General features: G+C 35.3%; 13 protein-coding genes and 1 pseudogene. 2 read left to right on the plus strand and 12 right to left on the minus strand.

All coding sequences use genetic code 11. The features are described from left to right. Nucleotides 1-253 (plus strand): annotated as a pseudogene (locus BM157_RS08015) (transposase); the annotation flags it as partial. 97 nt (nucleotides 254-350) lie between these two features. Here BM157_RS08015 and BM157_RS08020 read toward each other — a convergent pair. The 7 genes from BM157_RS08020 to BM157_RS08050 all read right to left on the minus strand — a co-directional run bounded on the left by BM157_RS08020 (nucleotide 351) and on the right by BM157_RS08050 (nucleotide 7,836). Further along, on the minus strand, nucleotides 351-890 hold the full coding sequence (locus tag BM157_RS08020) for a Gx transporter family protein (protein WP_022502174.1): 540 nt from the start codon (nucleotides 888-890) through the stop codon (nucleotides 351-353). 111 nt (nucleotides 891-1,001) lie between these two features. Next, nucleotides 1,002-1,445, minus strand: coding sequence for a NusG domain II-containing protein (locus BM157_RS08025; protein ID WP_082437116.1), 444 nt, complete (start codon nucleotides 1,443-1,445; stop codon nucleotides 1,002-1,004). Continuing rightward, a complete protein-coding gene (locus tag BM157_RS08030; protein ID WP_090140618.1) occupies nucleotides 1,421-1,942 on the minus strand; it encodes a DNA-deoxyinosine glycosylase in 522 nt (173 codons plus the stop codon). Before BM157_RS08030 ends, BM157_RS08025 begins: the two co-directional genes overlap by 25 nt. Nucleotides 1,943-1,988: 46 nt before the next feature. Beyond that, nucleotides 1,989-3,341: an MATE family efflux transporter gene (locus BM157_RS08035; RefSeq protein WP_090140679.1), complete on the minus strand. Its 1,353-nt coding sequence runs from the start codon at nucleotides 3,339-3,341 to the stop codon at nucleotides 1,989-1,991. Between the two features lie 241 nt (nucleotides 3,342-3,582). After that, nucleotides 3,583-4,260 (minus strand): hydrogenase nickel incorporation protein HypB, encoded by a 678-nt coding sequence (gene hypB, locus BM157_RS08040; RefSeq protein ID WP_090140619.1) that lies wholly within the window; start codon nucleotides 4,258-4,260, stop codon nucleotides 3,583-3,585. Between the two features lie 234 nt (nucleotides 4,261-4,494). Beyond that, a complete protein-coding gene (gene uidA, locus BM157_RS08045; RefSeq protein ID WP_022502167.1) occupies nucleotides 4,495-6,327 on the minus strand; it encodes a beta-glucuronidase in 1,833 nt (610 codons plus the stop codon). 114 nt (nucleotides 6,328-6,441) lie between these two features. Further along, nucleotides 6,442-7,836 (minus strand): MFS transporter, encoded by a 1,395-nt coding sequence (locus tag BM157_RS08050; RefSeq protein ID WP_022502166.1) that lies wholly within the window; start codon nucleotides 7,834-7,836, stop codon nucleotides 6,442-6,444. A gap of 454 nt (nucleotides 7,837-8,290) precedes the next feature. Here BM157_RS08050 and BM157_RS08055 point away from each other — a divergent pair, with 454 nt between their 5' ends. Beyond that, on the plus strand, nucleotides 8,291-9,511 hold the full coding sequence (locus tag BM157_RS08055; protein ID WP_022501639.1) for an AraC family transcriptional regulator: 1,221 nt from the start codon (nucleotides 8,291-8,293) through the stop codon (nucleotides 9,509-9,511). A gap of 114 nt (nucleotides 9,512-9,625) precedes the next feature. Here the strand turns inward: BM157_RS08055 and BM157_RS08060 are convergent, their stop codons facing one another. From BM157_RS08060 to BM157_RS08080, 5 genes are all read right to left on the minus strand, one after another. Then, complete coding sequence (locus BM157_RS08060) at nucleotides 9,626-10,288, minus strand: GntR family transcriptional regulator (protein ID WP_022501640.1); 663 nt, start codon at nucleotides 10,286-10,288, stop codon at nucleotides 9,626-9,628. A gap of 192 nt (nucleotides 10,289-10,480) precedes the next feature. Further along, complete coding sequence (locus tag BM157_RS08065; protein WP_022501641.1) at nucleotides 10,481-12,088, minus strand: mannitol dehydrogenase family protein; 1,608 nt, start codon at nucleotides 12,086-12,088, stop codon at nucleotides 10,481-10,483. 58 nt (nucleotides 12,089-12,146) lie between these two features. Continuing rightward, nucleotides 12,147-13,214: a mannonate dehydratase gene (gene uxuA / locus BM157_RS08070; protein WP_022501642.1), complete on the minus strand. Its 1,068-nt coding sequence runs from the start codon at nucleotides 13,212-13,214 to the stop codon at nucleotides 12,147-12,149. Between the two features lie 382 nt (nucleotides 13,215-13,596). Further along, nucleotides 13,597-17,433 (minus strand): alpha-amylase family glycosyl hydrolase, encoded by a 3,837-nt coding sequence (locus tag BM157_RS08075; protein WP_090140620.1) that lies wholly within the window; start codon nucleotides 17,431-17,433, stop codon nucleotides 13,597-13,599. A 249-nt stretch (nucleotides 17,434-17,682) separates the two neighbouring features. Then, on the minus strand, nucleotides 17,683-18,666 hold the full coding sequence (locus tag BM157_RS08080; protein ID WP_090140622.1) for a DUF3878 family protein: 984 nt from the start codon (nucleotides 18,664-18,666) through the stop codon (nucleotides 17,683-17,685). Between the last annotated feature and the right edge of the window lie 37 nt (nucleotides 18,667-18,703).

Raw genomic sequence — 18,703 nt, forward strand, 5'->3', positions numbered from 1 at the left:
ATTCATAAAGCCGGCTAATTATGAGATATCAAAAACAAGGAAATACAAGAATGATATTGGAAAGATAGAAAACATGGAATACGATAAAATATCCGATTTTTATACATGTAAGAATAACAGGAAACTTACAGTATCACATATAAGACACAATAAAACTAAAACAGGATATGTGAGTGAAAAAACTATCTATACATGTGAGAATTGCAGCGACTGCCCTTGCAAGAGTGACTGCATAAAAGGTAATGGACTGCGAATGTACTCGCTGAAAGTACTCTTTTAGCAATTGCAAGAAACATAAATAAAATAGTAACTTAAAAATCGTATTTTTATAGGAAAAAGAGGCTGGTACCTTAACGATTTTCAATCGTTAAAGCGACAGCCCCTTTTTTTACATATTTAACTACTATTCCTGACACAATTCCTATAATAATACCTGTTATTACACCAGCTATTATAAGCACTGGCAGATAATATATTATAGCACTGCTTCCCATTATAAATATTGCCGCGATTATCTGTCCGACATTATGCATAATTGCTCCACTTACACTCACACCGATATACGAAAAACTGTCTATTTTTTTTAGAACAATCATCGTTACCATACTAAGCACTGCCCCCGCAATACTAAACAAAAAGCTGTTAAGATTACCAAAAAGCATTGCAGTCAGTGATATTCTTAAAATATTAATTATAACCGCTTCCTTAATTCCCAATGTATAAAGAATTGTGATAACTGCTATATTGGCAACTCCAAGCTTAATTCCAGGAACTGGTATTGGAACTGGTATAATACTCTCAATATAGCTGAATATCATAGCCAGTGCCGTAAGCACCCCGCACATAGCAATGTTATATGTGCTGTTGTTCTTTTTATGTTCTTTTGTCATATTCTTTAATGTATTTACTCCTTCAACTATTATATAATAATTTTCTTTTCATCCTATTCTGCATTTACAAACACACTATTGCACTTTTTTCCAACTGCCTTACTTATATTACTATCTTACTATTGAATCGACCCCGCTATCATCAGCCGCCGCTCCTATAATCTCTACAACCACACGGTGTGGAAGACAGACTATTGTTTCACCTGTCTTGCTTATCCTTCCTGTCTTAACACATAACTTGTCAGGGCAATCAGCATCTGTCATTGTCACACCACCATTTTCTATTGTGACAATATTGCTTCCACCCTGATATCCTTCTATAGTCAGTGTTTCATTCTGATTGACAGGTATTGTATTTACCACCTGTCCGTCAACCTTTATCTGCACAAATGCACCATCTTTCTTAACAAAATGATTAATCACAACAAATGCAATAACTGCTATGATTACAAATGCTGCAATTAATATTATATCTTTTTTATATTTATGATTATTATTATCCAAATATCTGTCCTTACTTTCCATATTACTTATATATTTATTGTTCCACTCCATATTCCAATGAGCCTGTCCAGTGAATATGCCGCATTAGCAGGGCTTGTGGACGGAAGAACAACAGCTTCAATACCCAACACCTTCTGCTGGTACTTTTTGTAATAATTACCTGAAGCTGCACCATTACAGTATACACGTTCAATCCGGGAATTGCTTATAATCTGTCCTAAATCCGTTGGTACGACATTTTTAATACTGCTGTCACTTGAACCAATTATATCGCAGCTATATATAGTATCCCATAAAGCTATATGATTATTATGAAGCATCATCTTCTTCTCCTCTATTGTAACTGGGACTTCAATATTCTTATCATTCATTCCACTGTTATTAATGACTGCCGTTATAACCTTCCAGAACCTGTTCTGCGGATGTCCATAGAAAAACATCTGCTCTCTCGATTTAACTGATGGCAGACTTCCAAGAATAAGTATCTTAGAGTTATTGTCATAAAGCGGAGGAAATGGATGAATAATATGCTCATACTGTGACTTCATTAGTTGTTATCTCCTGATATATTTATAATATTTTCTATTTATACTGTCAGCTATTATCCTCTACCAGCAGTTTCTTAAATTTAACCATAAATACACTTGTGGTAACCACTGCTGCTATAATGTCACTTACAGGTTCAGCAAGAAATACCGCTAACACTTTATTGCTCATAAATACTGGAAGTATGAATATAAGCGGTATAAGCAATATAAGCTTTCTAAGGCAGGCCATAATAAGGCTGACCTTTGCCTGTCCCAGTGCCATAAAACTCTGCTGACAGCATATCTGAAAGCCCAGTGAAAACATTCCTGCCATATATACCCTTAACGTCCACACTGTATACTGCTTAAGTTCTGCATTGTTTGTAAACATTCCGGCAAATACCTGAGGCACAAGCATCATAACTGCCCAGCTTGCAATTGTAAATATAACACATACCTTAAACTGTGTAAAAAATGCCCTCTTAACCCTGTCATAGTTCTTGGCACCGTAATTATAACTCATAATAGGCTGTCCACCCTGACATATTCCCTGCAATGGCATAAGAACAAGCTGGTTAGTGCTTGTTATAATTGTCATAGCACCAACCGCCAGATCACCGCCATAACGTGACAGACTTGATGTAAAGCTTACAGATAATATGCTCTCTGTTGAAAGCATTACAAAGCTTGATATTCCAAGTGCAAGGCAGGGCATTATTATAGTGCTTTTAAGCTTCAGATTACATTTTCTAAGTCTTAAAATGGTCTTATCTCCTGTAAGAAAATGCAGTATCCATACTGCACCAACTGCCTGACTAAGCACTGTTGCAAGTGCTGCTCCCTGAACGCCCATATTGAATACAAATATAAATACCGGGTCTAATATAATATTAATAACTGCCCCGATAACTGTTGTCAGCATACTAATCTTGGCAAAACCCTGCGTTGTAATAAACAAATTCATTCCTAACACAATAAGCACAAATATGCTTCCAAGCACATATATCCTTGCATATGAAAGAGCATATGGCATTGTAACACTGCTTGCACCGAACCATTTAAGAAGCACTGGCAATGTCCCATAAAATCCTGCTGTAAGCACGACTGCACATATCACTAAAAATGTAAAACAGTTCCCGACAATTTTCTCTGCCGTAGCATTATCTTTCTTACCCATATAAATAGCAGCCCTTGGTGCTCCACCCGAACCGGCAAGCATTGCAAATGCATTAAGAAGCATAAGAACCGGCGTAAATAAACCAACACCTGTAAGTGCATCTGCACCTATCTGTGGTATATGTCCTATATATATCCTGTCAACTATATTATAGAGCAAATTCACTACCTGAGCTACAACCGCTGGAATTGCAAGCTTTGCCATAAGCTTAGGTATACTGCCCTCACCTAAATTATTAATCATATTATTCTTCCTCAATCCATCTTGTTTCTTATCTCTTATTACTCCGTAATATCCATCTACATCTTGAACAATTGCAAAACATTCAAAATACACTTCTGAAATATTAACATATTCATCAAATGACTTAATCACCTGAACGCTGTCACTATCGATATCTAAATAAAATATAATTGCGTGTCCATTTTTTACAGCGCTGCATAATGCTGTAACTGTTGGCAGTTTTTCGATATAATCAGCCCCATCAAATTTTCTCAGTTAACTTTTTACGTTCATCTGCAAGCCATATTACAAACTGTTCCATACCTTCACCTGTCTTTGCACTTATTGGCATAATTATAGCATTTGGATTAAGTTCTTTAATATGATTAGTAAACTTCTGCATATCAAAATCAAATGCTTTCAGAGTATCTATCTTATTAACAAGTACAACATTACATACTGAGAACATAAGCGGATACTTAAGCGGCTTATCATCACCCTCAGGAACTGACAGTATCATAACATTACGGTGTGCCCCTGTATCGAACTCAGCAGGGCACACAAGATTACCTATATTTTCAAGAAATAGTATATCAAGGTCATCTACACCATACTCGCTTATTGCATCTGCCGTCATCTTGGCATCTATATGACACAAACCTCCGTTATGTATCTGCATTGTCTTTACACCAGTTGACTCTGCTACTCTTCTTGCATCTATATCAGACTCAATATCAACGTCCATCTCACCTATGCGGTAATCATCTTTAAGCATATTGATAAGTCTTGACAGCATAGTAGTCTTACCACTTCCCGGTGATGACATAATATTAACGAAAAACACCTTCTTATCATTTAACATACGGCGTGTCATATCCGCCTGATTATCATTCTTAGAATACACACTTTCATTTAATTTAATAACTCTGACTTCTGCCATCTTAATCTCCATTTCCAAACTACTATTTAATATAGTTATAGTCTAATAGTTTTTCACTATCTTTGTCAATATCAGTCTCTTTCATTAACTACATTTCATATAATTGTTTTTGATGTATAGAAAGAGGCGCCGCACTAATTTCTTAATGCGACACCCCTTTTTATTGTTACTATAAAATTGAGAAAGTTTTAATGTGAATCACTTATTATATTTACCTGATTGTTTATTTGTATATTACTTCTTATATCCAAATTCTGGAATATTGCTCCATCTGTTACGGAAGTAATGAGCTACCATCTTAGGCTTTCTATCCCTTGTGAATAAGCCTTTCTTGTTACCCTGTACTCTGAGTAAGCTCTGGCTTGTAGCAAAATCTGCAAAGTTCCATGCCTGCTCACCAACTACGAATTCGAATTCATCAAATACCTTATTGTTCATCTCATAATACTCAACCTGATATTCCTCTGTATACATAACAGATGTTGTATCGTGAAGTCCGCTGACAGTATCTGCACCATATTCTGTAAACATTACTGGCTTTCCAAGCTTGCCCCAGTCTGAAAGTTCCTTGCGAAGTCCTTTTTCAGAGATTTCAAGGTCTGGTCCACCAAAATACCAGCCATAATAACGGTTAAGGCATATAACATCGCTTAATTTAGAAGAACAATCAGTATCAGCAGTTGTTCCCTGAACACTTACTAATGTGCAAGGACGTTTCTGTGGATCGATTTCCTTTGCAAGGTCAAACAATGGTTTAAAGTAATCATATGCTCCCTCTGCTGCTGAGTCAGGCTCATTGGCAATACTCCACATAACAACACAGGCATGGTTCTTATCTCTTGAAATAAGGTCTCTTACAACATCCTTATGATGCTCCTGTGTCTGAACTCCGTGTTCTTTATCAAATGTACCGATTCTTTCTCCGCCAAAGTTAGCACCGCCACCAAACTGAAGGTTAACACCTACTGCTGTTGTTTCATCAATAACAACGATACCTTCCTCGTCACATAATCTCATCATCTCTTCACTGTATGGATAATGGCTTGTTCTGAAGCTGTTAGCATGCTGCCACTTCATAATAGATATATCCTTTGTGTTCATAGGAAGATTAATTCCTCGTCCATTAGGGAATGTATCCTCATGCTTTCCATAGCCCTTAAAGTAAAATGGTTTTTCATTAATAAGGAACTTAACTCCATCTACTCTTACGCTTCTTACACCATATGGAAGAGTATATACATCTTCTCCTGCTGTAACCTTTATCTGGTAAAGATAAGAATTTAATGGCTGCCATAGCTTTACATTCTCAAGCTCAAGCTTTCCCTGTGTTCCTGCTGCCTCTGCAACCTTGTTACCCTCAGCATCAAACACCTCAACCTTACAAGCCGTGCTATCCTTATCCACACCCTCAATATCAACAGCATAGTTAAGTACTGCTGATGGTGTTTCCTTTCCAAAGTCAATATCTGATGTTACTGTAATATCATTGATATAAGTTTTAGGTGTTGTGTATATCTTAACTGGTCTTGTGATACCGCAGTAGTTAAAGAAGTCAAAGTTAGGATTATTCTGAGGCTTTTCAGATGCTCCTGCACCCATTCCGCCCATCAGACCGCTCATCATGTTAGCCTTTCCACCAACTGGAAGAGTTGTGTAATCTATAACATTATTGACTGCGATTGTAAGAAGATTATCACCATCCTCTAATACATCATTTAACTCAACTTCAAATGGAAGGAAGCCACCCTTATGCTCACATATTAAATTACCATTAAGATAAATCTTTGCATAATGTGTTACTGCTGCACATCTTAATACAATTCTCTGGCTCTTTACATATGATGGAACTGAAATGTTTCTCTGATAGAATACCCATCCGTAATGATCCCTGAAATCAGCTCCTTCCTTTAAATCGTTGTATGAAGCTGGAACTGGCATAGTATCTGCATCCTTTAATGGTGCTTCATACCATTTCTCATCAAAGCCATTGCCATTGTCTAACTTAAAATCCCATACTCCACTTAAGTCACTTAATAATCTTGATTCTGTTAAAATTGGATATAACATAATTGATTCCTCCTGTAATTTTAAAATTTTGTATAATAATTTGTATAATAATTTTATTTTTCAGATGATGCCGGGGTCAGATGCCCCGACTTTATACCTACATATTGTTTTGCACTACGCATTTTCATTTCTCTTAATTCTAAGCTTTTCTGCATTCTCTTCAACTCTCTTCTTATTAAGAGGATATAAGAACCATAAAGCAAGTAAAAGTAATATCATTCCTCCCGCTGGTACAAGGCAGGTAATATTATATATTCCATCTACTACCTTTGGATCAAAGGCTGTTACTGAAGTATATCCTATTATTGAAAGAAGCACTCCTGATAAACCTGATGAACAAGCCTGTCCAAGCTTTCTTGCAAATGAATATACTGAATAAATTGTTCCATCCTGACGGACTCCAGTCTGAACCTCTGACTCATCAATTACATCTGTAATCATAGCCCATATAACCATATTGAACATTGAAGTTCCTATTGTAGCTACGATTATTAATCCTACCCATACCAATACATTGTGTGTATGAATTATGAATAATAGTATGAAGGAAGCTGCACTTATAAAGCATCCTATCATTGATAATTCTTTTTTACCTATCTTTGAAGCAAGCTTTACTATAAATGTTGAAAGTGCAAGTATAACAACTGTTCCTGCAAGACTTGCTATAGACATAGCCTTTATATTACCAAAGTAATTAGGATATACATAAGCATTCATGTTACTTAATGATAACTGTGCAAGTAAGAATACTAATGCACATACTATAATTCCTATTAATGACTTATTATGAACAAGCTGCTTAATAAGTTCCTTAAATGAGAACTTCTGTGTATTCTGTTCTACCTTAACTCTTTCTGTTGTCATATGATAGCAGAGCATATAACATATAACTGCGCCTATTGAACAGATTAATGCTCCAATCATCATCTTTTCACCAGATAATACTGAATTACCGGCTGCATCTGTATAATATACTACAAGTGGTAATATAACACCTATAGCTGTCTGTGCAAGTGTTGCACCAATTGTTCTCCAGTTAGAAAGTGATGTTCTGTCTGTTGGGTTATCTGAAATTGCAGATGCCATTGAACCATAAGGAATATTAACTCCTGTGTAACATACGCTTCCCCAGAGGAGATATGTGAAGAACATCCAGAATATCTTAAATCCCATTGGCATTCCCTTAAAATATGTTGCATACATCAGAAATGAAGCTACAGCAACCGGACCACACATACGTCTTATCCAAGGAGCGAACTTACCTTTCTTACCAGGTCTGCTTCTGTCTACTATCTGTCCCATTGTTACATCTGTTATGGCATCGACGAATCTTGCTGCCATCATCATAAGTCCTACAAGTGCTGCTGAAACTCCCATAACATCTGTATAGAACTTAAGTAAAAACATTGCTGATAACAAAAATGTAAAATCATTACCAAAATCGCCAAACATATAGCCCAGCTTATCTTTTATACCGAAAGGCTTTACCTTTCCATTAGTTTCTTTCATTGTATATCCTCCATTCTTATGCGAAATATATTTTGTATTCATCATTAATTGTTAAATAGTTTCTTTAAAGACGTCCTTAAATATTGTTCTGCACTTCGTTGTGTTGTTGTTTTCTATGGTTTTATAATACCCTTTTTAATTATTAACAGTTATTACTAAATTTAGTCTTTATAGTATAATTTTTACCTGTACAATTTTCACACTAAAAATTATACTATTGTATAATTAAATTATACTAACATGTCAGTTGTGCTCATATTAACATGTTAGTGATTACATTTGAGACATGCTAGTTTTAAAGTTTATAATTGTTACAGATATAAATTTTTGTTTTATGCACATATCATAATTTTAAAAATTATTTTAAAAATAATAATTAATAGATAATATTTTATACAACTTATGCTATAATATGTAAATATAATGTAAAAATATAGCTTTTGGGGGAATATATATGGAATACAAAATATATTTAGATTATACAATCGAACTTTTATCGCAAATAAAAATTCCATCCTATATTATTGACGCTCCTTACACATGGGATAATCAAATTGATGGTGGACTTAGAAATAACATTTTCACCCAGAATACTTATATGAATAATCAAGAAAACTTCAGCCAGTTTATCAGCTCCTATAACAGGGATAATACTGCATTATTTATACATGACAGCTTTTCATGTGAATATATACATATTAAGCTTCCGGACAGCACAAGAATATTCATAGCAGGTCCATTCTCATATGAACGATTCACTAACCAGAGAATACTTGACTTATGTTCTTACAATTCAGTTCCTGTGCAGTATAATGAGTTTATGCAGCTGTACTACTCTGCTCTTCCAGTATTTGCTGATGAACGATGTATTACAGCTATTATAAGCTGTCTTTGCAGCAGGCTTTGGGGTAATAATTATACTATTGAAAAAAAACATATACTTAATAAGAATTTAACCCAGTATATGTATAAAGAAGAAGCACCTGAGCCTACAAAAAAATCTGTCGAAGCTCTGGAAATCCGCTATAAAAATGAAGCATTTCTTATGGAATGTATAGCACATGGAGATTATAAGTCTATTGAAAATATGGAGCGTCTTAACTCTTCTGATATAAAGCCACGCTTATCTGACTCTATACGTGACAGAAAGAACTTTATGATTATATTAAATACAATCTGCCGTAAAGCTGCACAGACTGCATATATACATCCGGTACATCTTGATGAAATATCGCGCAAATTTGCAATTAAAATTGAAGACTGCACATCAATCGCACAGCTTGAAGTATTAGAAAATGAAATAACAAGAAAATACTGTCTTCTTGTCCAGTCACACTCATTACGGACATATAGCAAGCCTATACAGAATATAATCAACTATATATCCTTCAATCTCACAGCTGATTTAAGCCTTAACGCTTTATCAGAAGAGTTTATGTTAAACAGCAGTTATTTATCAACGCTCTTTAAAAAAGAAACCGGAGTGACTCTTACGAACTTCGTCAACAATAAAAGAATAGAGCATGCAATATATCTGCTCAACACAACACAGTCTGCTATTCAGGATATTGCCGCACAATGTGGCATTAACGATGTGAACTACTTTACCAAGCTTTTTAAAAAGCTTAAAAATATGACTCCTACGCAATACCGCGAAATGATACAACACAAATAAGCTATAAATTAAAAAAGGCTGACGTAATGATAGTATATTACGTCAGTCATTTTTATCTTTTTAATATAATGATACAAAAATATGCGGATATAAGGGGAATTTCTTTCATTTACTTCAATTTTTTTCAAAATATTCCGGATATATTCCCTTAAGCTTATCAAGTTCATTAAATATTCTGCTTATATGTGCTTTTATAACGCGAAGATACATTCTCTTATCTTTATTCCTTATCGCATCAATAAGCATATTATGCTCATCATTAGTCTTTACGCTTATGTTTTTATTTAACTCTGCAAGATATCTAATTCTGTTGTAATGGCTCATCTGTGTCTTTATTATATTCTTCGCAAGCTGTTCGCCGGAACATTCATATATTAATTGATGAAATTCATTATCTATCTCTATTCTTGGAATACTTTCTGTTTCTTCGTCATAATTAATAAGTCGATTATTAAGCTCTGCCATCTTATCAAGCATATCAGCACTTGCATTTTTAAAAATTGCATCAACCATCCCAATCTCAAGACTCTTTCTGACAAACCATTCCTGCTCTGAACGCTTACAATTAATACAGGCTACATACGTTCCAGACTGAGGTATAACCTTTAAAAGTCCTTCTTTCTCAAGATTAACTATTGCCTCTCTTGCAGGTGTCCTTGATACATTATATCTTAATGCAATCTTCTGGGCACTTATAGAATCTCCTGGCAAAACTTCAAAATTCATTATATCGTATTTTAATTTTTCATATGTTTCTTCATTTAATGATTTTTCCATAAAATTACAGCCTTTCTATATATAACAGCAATCTGCCATTAATATAAAAATATAAAACAATTAATAAAATAAATAGCAAAAGCCGTCCAGAACCAATATCCTGCATAATCTCTACAGCTCTGAACGGCACAATATGTTTATATTATATATAAGATAAGCATGTCAAACGTATATTATAACATCTGCATCACATTAAAGGTATTTCTTAAGCGTTTCTCTTATAGCACCTTTTCCTGATATTTCTTCGACAAACATTTCTTCAATCTTATCACCAATTCCTGCTTCATATAAATTTATACCAAATATATTAGCATTTGACAATAAGTTCTTAAGCTGACCCGTGTAAGATGATGACTCACCCCATACGATACCATCAAGCTGACATTTCAATTCATCAGCCATAGGGTCTGGGGATAATTCAAAAGCTTCACCATTATCATCAATGCCAAGAAGATACCTGCACCAGCCTGCAATCGCAAGCGGAATGGCAGTTAGTGCTCTGGCACTTCCATCCTTGGCAACATATGACTTTATAGTTTCACCATATCTTATGCCAACCTTCTGAGATGTATCTGTTGCAATTCTTTGTGGTGTATCAGGCATAAATGGATTAGGTATACGCACATTTATAACTTCATCTGCAAACTTCTCTGGGTCTATAATACCAGGATTAGTAACAACAGGCATACCCTCAACAAGCCCTATTCTTTTTACAAGCTCTGAAAGTTCCTTATCCTTCATCTCATCAGCTATAAGGTCATAGCCTAATACGCAGCCATATACTGCAAGTGCTGTATGCAATGGATTAAGACAGGTTGTAACCTTCATTCTCTCCACCTTGTTAACTGTATCCCTGTCCGTCATATATACTCCTGCCTTTTCAAGCTGTGGTCTTCCATTCGGAAATCTATCCTCTATAACAAGATACTGTGGTCCTTCTGCATTAACAAATGGAGCTATATAAGTTCTCTTTGATGTAATAACAGGGTCCATATCTTCAACCCCGGCTTCTTTTAACGACTCAGCCACAGTATCTGCTGGTCTTGGAGTAATCTTATCTATCATAGACCATGGGAAAGATATTGTATTTTCATCATTGACATATTGTACAAAATCTTCGCTAACAAAACCTTTTTTCTGCCATTCGCCTACCATATCTGTTATTGAATTTCTTAACTTTTCACCATTATGTGAGCAGTTATCCATAGACACAACTGCTAAAGGTGCCTTACATGTATTAAATCTTTCATATAAAAGTGCTGACACAACTGCCATAGCTGATGATGCCTTATCAGGACCATTATCTATATCACTTCTGATAAATGGAAAATACTCTCCCTTTGCATCTCGAAGTGCATATCCTTTTTCTGTTATTGTAAATGAAACCATCTGAAGCTGTGGACTTGCAAATATTTTCTTCAATCTTGACCACTCAGCATCTACTGATGACTGTGCCTTAACAGCCTCTGTAAGTGAACCTAATACTTTCTTATCAGTGCTTCCATCTTCCTTTAATGTAACAGCCATAACAAGATTGTCGAATGGCTTGTATATCTTATCAACTACATCATAATCAAATGTTTCAACACATGTAATTCCTTTATCTGACAATCCCTGCTCTAATAATGAGTCTGCTATTCCACCTATAAATATTCTGAAAATGTTGCCTATTCCGAAATGAACCCATACAGGTGCTTCCTTTGTAGCTGTTGCAACTTTTTCAACATCATATGATGGAAGCTTTATTCCAGCCTTCTCCCATGCTTCTTTATCTTTAATACCTTGTATTGAAAGTTTCATGCTAATCCTCCATTCCTATATACATATTCATATATAAAACCATATTCCCATACAAAATTTATTTGGCTGACTTATCTATAGCCTCCCACAGACCATTAAGATATGTGGCACCTAATGCTCTGTCATAAAGACCATATCCTGGCATAGCAACCTCATCCCATATCATTCTTCCATGGTCTGGTCTTATGACTCCGTCAAAGCCTGTATCATATAAAGTCTTCATAATCTTATACATATCTATAGATCCATCAGATGATAAATGTGCTGCCTCTTCAAAATCTCTTGGAGAGTTGTACTTAAGATTTCTTACATGTGCAAATGGAATTCTGCCTCTGCAGGCCTTAATAATCTCACATAAATCATTGTTCTGGTTAGAACCAAATGAACCTGTACACAACGTAATTCCATTATAAGGCTTATCAACAGCATCAAGAAGTCTTGTAACTGAGTCCTTACCTGTCATAATTCTTGGCAATCCGAATATTGGCCATGCTGGGTCATCTGGATGAATACCCATCTTTATATCATATTTTTCACATACAGGTCCGATTGCTTCAAGGAAATATACAAGATTATTAAACAGCTTTTCTGCATCCACATCACTATACATTTCAAAAAGTTCTTTTAATCTGTCAAGTCTTTCCGGCTCCCATCCCGGCATAACAAAACCATTAGACATCTTCTCAACTGACTCTTTCATATGTTCAGGATCAATCATATCTACAGTATCCTGATTATAAGCAAGAACTGTTGAACCATCTTCCCTTACTCTTGCAAGCTCAGAACGTGTCCAGTCAAACACTGGCATAAAGTTGTAACATACCATATGGATGTCAGCTTCGCCAAGAGCCTGTAATGTCTTAATATAATTATCAATATGTTCATCTCTCTTAGCTGTACCTATCTTAATATCATCTGATACATTAACAGACTCAATACCGGCTATTCCAAGACCAGCATCACATACTACCTTCTTAAGTTCAGCTATCTCCTCAGGCAGCCATAACTCTCCCGCCTGCTTTCCAAATAGTGTTGTAATAACATTCTTAACTCCAGGTATCTGTCTTATCTGTTTAAGTGTTACACTGTCATAACCTGGTCCATACCATCTTAATGTCATATCCATAATGCTAAATCCTCCTTAAATTAAAATATAATAAATAATATCAAAAAATCACTTTATTATAGATGTACTTCGTATTATTAATTAATTCGTACACCAATTATCTATAAATATTATGCTGCATAATTACTTTGATGTCATAATACTAACATGTTAGTGCTGACATGTCAATCAATTTTTTTAATTTATTTTATATTCTTATATTCTCACTCATATACTATACCTTATAATATAAAAAAGACGTGTGAAAAATTTCTATTTTCCACACGCCATTAAAACTATATTATTATAAACACCTGAATATACTGCCTCTGAATATATTCTGCCAATCATAATATTCTGTTTGATATTATTTGTCAGCTTTTCTTTCTGTTATTTTTTATTATTATCCGTTAGTTCTCCTTTTCTTACTGCTGATAGCCATACATACTGTCATTCCTCCAACAGATAACATAAGAAGCCATACAAATATACTGTTATTGTCAGCTGTATCCGGGGTTTCTTTCACTTCTGTAGCGGTATCATTAACACCATCACTGCCTGAATCTGCTCCGGTATCATTCGAACCTGCATCACCTGAGCCTGCTCCTGTATCATTCGAACCTGCATCACCTGAGCCTGCTCCTGTACCATTGTCAACCACATCACCTGAGCCTGCTCCATTTGAATTATCATTATCAGATACCTTCGCAATTACTGTATCTGCTTTCTTTATCTCGACATAGCCATTGTCTTCTACATAATATCTGTCACAATCTTCACAATGCCAGTATTCAATATTACCTTCTTCTGCCTTAGTTGCCGCCTTTGCTTCTACTAACTTTAAGCCTTTATGCACACCAAGATTATATGTTCCATATTCCTCATTACAGATTATACACTGTGCTTTCTGTATACAAGTTGCCTCTCCACCTGTATGATGGCAGTGATAAGCACATATCTTGCATACTCCTGCCTCCCAGATATGTTCCTCACTTGCTGATACCTCTAAGCCACAACAGCCATATGCTTTTTTGTGTGTATCTTCGGTCTGCACCCACTCTGGATTTCCTGTATGCTTTGAAGGCTCTTTATCTGTGTATTCCATACCACAGTTTTCACATATTGCACCACTTATACAATTAGCTTCCCCTCCTGTATGTACACATTTATAATCACAGATTTCGCATACACCGTCTTTCCACTTATGATTTTCTTTAACTAATGTTACTTTACCACAGCAGGTATATTCCTTCTCGTGTGTTGTTGTTGTCTTAATACATTCCTCTGTTCCAGTATGATTATTCTCATCTACTTTTCCATAAGGGAGATTACAAATAGTACAGACTGCTTTTTCTGTACAGGTTGCCTCTCCGCCTGTATGTTCACAGCCGTATCCACATACACTGCAATGTCCATTTTCCCACTTATGATTTTCGGCAGCTTCATATTCCGCACCACAACATTCATATTTCTTCTGGTGTGTATCTTCTGTCTGTACCAATTCAACGCTTCCACTGTGGTTAGATGGATTTAACGCACCATATTCTGAATTACAATATGTACATACAGCTTTTTTAGTACATGTTGCTTCTCCGCCTTCACAATCCTTAGTTTCTTCTGCTGTACAGCCCTGTATTGTACACTTTCTTGTATGTGTGCCATCACCATTAGACTTCCACTCACCATAAGTATGTTCTGCTTTAGCCGCTGTAACAATCTGTCCACATTCACATATTACAGGTGTTGTACAATCTCCATCGTCTGTACCACTATGCTCTGTCTTAGTACTTGTTACTTCACAGCCATCATTCTCACATACTTTCCAATGGTAAGTATCATCTTTTGACCAGCTATCACTGTACTTATGACTTGTCTGTGCAGGAAATACCTTGCCACAGATAGTACAAACAGAATCTTTAGTACAATCGTTGCTGTTAGGTATATGATTTTCCAGTACCTTTATATAGAGCTGCACATTACAGCCATTATTATCTATTAATTTAATAGTCTGTTCTTTATCAGCATATGAGACAGTATAATAACCATTACTATCTGGTGTCAGCTTCTTATCATCAACTCTTACCTCTGTATAAGCCGGATCAGTTACTTTGAATCGTACTTCTTCACAATAATGACCATCATTAATAATTCCATCTACCAAACGATCTGGCTTATATTTAGCACTATAATAATATCGCAGCCTGATTGTACCTGATTCAAATATACCCTTTTTGCCATATTCCGCATTAATAAGATCATAATAAGATGAAATATTAAGATTCTGTGGCACAACAAACCCTGTTCCTACTGTACCATATAGCGTAATCGACTCTCTTAATGGTGTCTCAAAACTGCTATTACCATAACCATCTGTCCTCAGATAATCAATAATTACTCTTCCTTTTTCTTCTGGCACTGATACCTGCAATGAACTCTCCTTGTCTACAAGAATCATTGTCGTATACGCCGGCACTTTTACAGTCGAACCACTGACTTCACCAAGTGATACTAAACCGGCACTTTCCCCATTAGCAATAATCACCCAGTCTGCGGCCTCTCTTGAAGCTGGAATTGCAATCTCTTTATCATCAGCTGTATCATTATTCAATACTGCCATAGTGCTCCATTCACCTTCTGTTGTATTAGTCAGTACATAAGCTTCTTTATTATTACTAATATTCTGACTATCGGCAAGTGGTGAAAAGGCTTTTCTAATATCCATAAGACCTCTATAATAAGATACTACATCTGTATAATCTATACATTTCTGCCATTCAAGCACTGACTTGTCCTGCTGTGTTGTTCCTTCAACACTACTGCACATTTCTTCTCCTGCATCCATATATAATATTCCTGGTGTTGCATATTTCATTGCAGCCTGCTGTTTATACATTTTTATTGCTTTTTCATTTCTTGCTCCATATGTGCTTCCATTAATAGAACTAATTATATTATCATATATAGATGTCTTATTCTGTCTATCTGTCTTGGTATAATTATCGCCCCATATAACAAGTCTGGGATCTGTCTTTGCAACATTTTCTTTTACTTCATCTAACCATTTATCCAGTCTTGAATGATATGCTTTTGTGTCAAAGCAGTCAACTAAATCTATTGAAAATCCATCTATATGATATACCTCTGCCCAGTATTTCATGGAATTTTCAACATATTTACGATACATTGCACGCTCCGTGGCACACTCATTGTCATAATCAGTTGTAGTGTAATAAGTTCCATTCGTATTATGTCTGTAATAATAACCAGGAACTACTTTTTCAAATACAGACTCTGTTGGTGTAACCGTATGCGTATATGGCATTTCCATTACAACTGAAATTCCCGCGTTATGAAGTGCCTGAATCATTGCTTTACATTCTTTTATTATTGCTTCACTATTTGATGCATCAGAAGCATAATCCGGCTCCGGTGCATTAAAATTCGCAACTACATATTCATCATCAGAAGCATAATCTGAAAATGGTGCAAGTTGTACGGTTGTAACACCTAATTCTTTAAGATAATCAATACCTGATGACAATTCACCTGCATTATTTACAGTTGCACCTTTTTCTGTAAATGCACTGTATTTGCCATTTGATGTCGTACCTGATGATGTATCTGTTGAAAAATCTTTAATACTTACTTTGTATACATTATTAGCTTTGGCTGTATCTACATATATATGCTTATCATTCTCCCATCCATCAGGAGATACCATATCCGGATCTATAATATAAGAACGCTTGCCATCTGCACTTACAGCCACTGAGTATGGGTCTGCAACCTGATATTTTGTATCGTGTGCACCAGTTATGTTTGTCGTAGAAATTGTATAATTGTAATAGAATCCTCTCCAGTCTCCTATAAGTGTTACTGTCCATACACCTGTCCACACATCTCTATTTCCATTAGCGAACATTTTTTCCAATGTAAATGATCCAACTTTAGATGACTCATCGTCATCATTCACACCTTTTCTGTAAATATTAACTTTTATATACCTTGCACTTGGTGCCCATATTTTAAAAGTTGTATAATCTTCAGTAGCCTCTATCCCAAGGTCTGAACCTTCATAAGTATAATTCTCATCAATATCGTCAGCACACTTATCATACCAATTATAAGTTCTCTTAGATGCCCTGCTGTTCTGGTTTGCAGCCGAACCTGCCACAGGTGCATTGGAGATAATCATACCTGCAGCTAATGCCACTGCTATTATTTTTTTCAAATATTTCATAAACTCTCCTTTCTCTTATCGTACTTTCCCTGCAATAAAAACGTATGCAGTCTTTAAAAATATTACGAAAGCTTTATATGTTGGCATTATTATACAATAAAAAAACACAAAAAAAATGCCATCTGCGCGAAATGACATTTTTCTTGCGCGAATGACATATTTTTCTCAATATTCATTATATATGCAGTAAATTTTATTAAAATATGTTGTGGAACAGTATAAATTTTACTTATATATTATATTTATATACTATGCTTCATATGTATATATATCACATTTTCTATTAATACGACCGTTTCTAAACACTAATATGTGTTCTTTATATGTAATTGAGTCCTTGGAATACATAAATGGTTCTTCCCTGTATAACAGACACTCATATCCTGCTTCTTTGTATCTATCCAGTGCCTTAAGAGCCTTATTATGAACTATCTTATACTGTGCTTCCTCGTCACTGTTAAACGTCCTTTTGACATAATTGTCAGCTTCGTTACGCACATCCATAATAAGCTTATCTATAAATCTGCTATGTGCCTTTCTATGAAACATAGCCGCAATAATATTACACTTAATTATGTCCGGTTTATTCAAATAGCATTTAAGCATACCTGCCATACGTTTATCGCCAACACTCACTGCTATATCTATAAGATAATTCACTGCCTCAGAATAAACTGCATCGGGATATGGCACATAATAAGCTTCTGGCACTGATTTATACTTCTTAATAGGTGGAAAATCTGCAAGCTGCATAAATATAAGCTCCTTACTGGTACAAGACGAGCTTCCAAGATATCTGTATTTATCCCTGACATCTGCAAGCTGATACTCCAGTTGTCTTAAATACTCATATCCCTTAACCCAGAAATGTCCCATACTGCCATAATTAAAATATGTAGTCTTAATACCTAGCTTATTAAATCTTATTGTAAATATATTCTCGCCGCCCTGATTAACTATAAGCATATATCCGTCACTAAGTGTTTCTATTCCAGCTACCTGTTCGCAGTCAATATCCTTATATTCTCCTGTCATTATAGAGTTCTCAAAAACAAAATAACTTTCAACTGAATCATTCATAAGATAAGCTGCATATATATCATCTTCGCCTTCCATATAAACAGGCTCGAACACACTAAGTTCAAATACCTGTGCAAGCTTTACAAACTCCTCTGGCATATCCTTAGTCAGTCCGTCAAGATATTCCATATAATATTCTTTATTATCAATCATTATTAATCTTACACCTGTTATTTACATATTTGTCATA

Origin of the sequence: [Lactobacillus] rogosae (assembly GCA_900112995.1) — a bacterium.
GTDB lineage: Bacteria > Bacillota > Clostridia > Lachnospirales > Lachnospiraceae > Lachnospira > Lachnospira rogosae.

What these genes read in the sequence shown, in the direction of transcription:
- BM157_RS08080 (WP_090140622.1), bottom strand. Translation starts at nt 18,666, where the DNA reads ATGATTGATAATAAAGAATATTATATGGAATATCTTGACGGACTGACT.
- BM157_RS08020 (WP_022502174.1), bottom strand. Translation starts at nt 890, where the DNA reads ATGACAAAAGAACATAAAAAGAACAACAGCACATATAACATTGCTATG.
- BM157_RS08035 (WP_090140679.1), bottom strand. Translation starts at nt 3,341, where the DNA reads ATGATTAATAATTTAGGTGAGGGCAGTATACCTAAGCTTATGGCAAAG.
- BM157_RS08030 (WP_090140618.1), bottom strand. Translation starts at nt 1,942, where the DNA reads ATGAAGTCACAGTATGAGCATATTATTCATCCATTTCCTCCGCTTTAT.
- uidA (WP_022502167.1), bottom strand. Translation starts at nt 6,327, where the DNA reads ATGTTATATCCAATTTTAACAGAATCAAGATTATTAAGTGACTTAAGT.
- BM157_RS08025 (WP_082437116.1), bottom strand. Translation starts at nt 1,445, where the DNA reads ATGGAGTGGAACAATAAATATATAAGTAATATGGAAAGTAAGGACAGA.
- BM157_RS08065 (WP_022501641.1), bottom strand. Translation starts at nt 12,088, where the DNA reads ATGAAACTTTCAATACAAGGTATTAAAGATAAAGAAGCATGGGAGAAG.
- BM157_RS08060 (WP_022501640.1), bottom strand. Translation starts at nt 10,288, where the DNA reads ATGGAAAAATCATTAAATGAAGAAACATATGAAAAATTAAAATACGAT.
- BM157_RS08050 (WP_022502166.1), bottom strand. Translation starts at nt 7,836, where the DNA reads ATGAAAGAAACTAATGGAAAGGTAAAGCCTTTCGGTATAAAAGATAAG.
- uxuA (WP_022501642.1), bottom strand. Translation starts at nt 13,214, where the DNA reads ATGGATATGACATTAAGATGGTATGGACCAGGTTATGACAGTGTAACA.
- hypB (WP_090140619.1), bottom strand. Translation starts at nt 4,260, where the DNA reads ATGGCAGAAGTCAGAGTTATTAAATTAAATGAAAGTGTGTATTCTAAG.
- BM157_RS08055 (WP_022501639.1), top strand. Translation starts at nt 8,291, where the DNA reads ATGGAATACAAAATATATTTAGATTATACAATCGAACTTTTATCGCAA.
- BM157_RS08075 (WP_090140620.1), bottom strand. Translation starts at nt 17,433, where the DNA reads ATGAAATATTTGAAAAAAATAATAGCAGTGGCATTAGCTGCAGGTATG.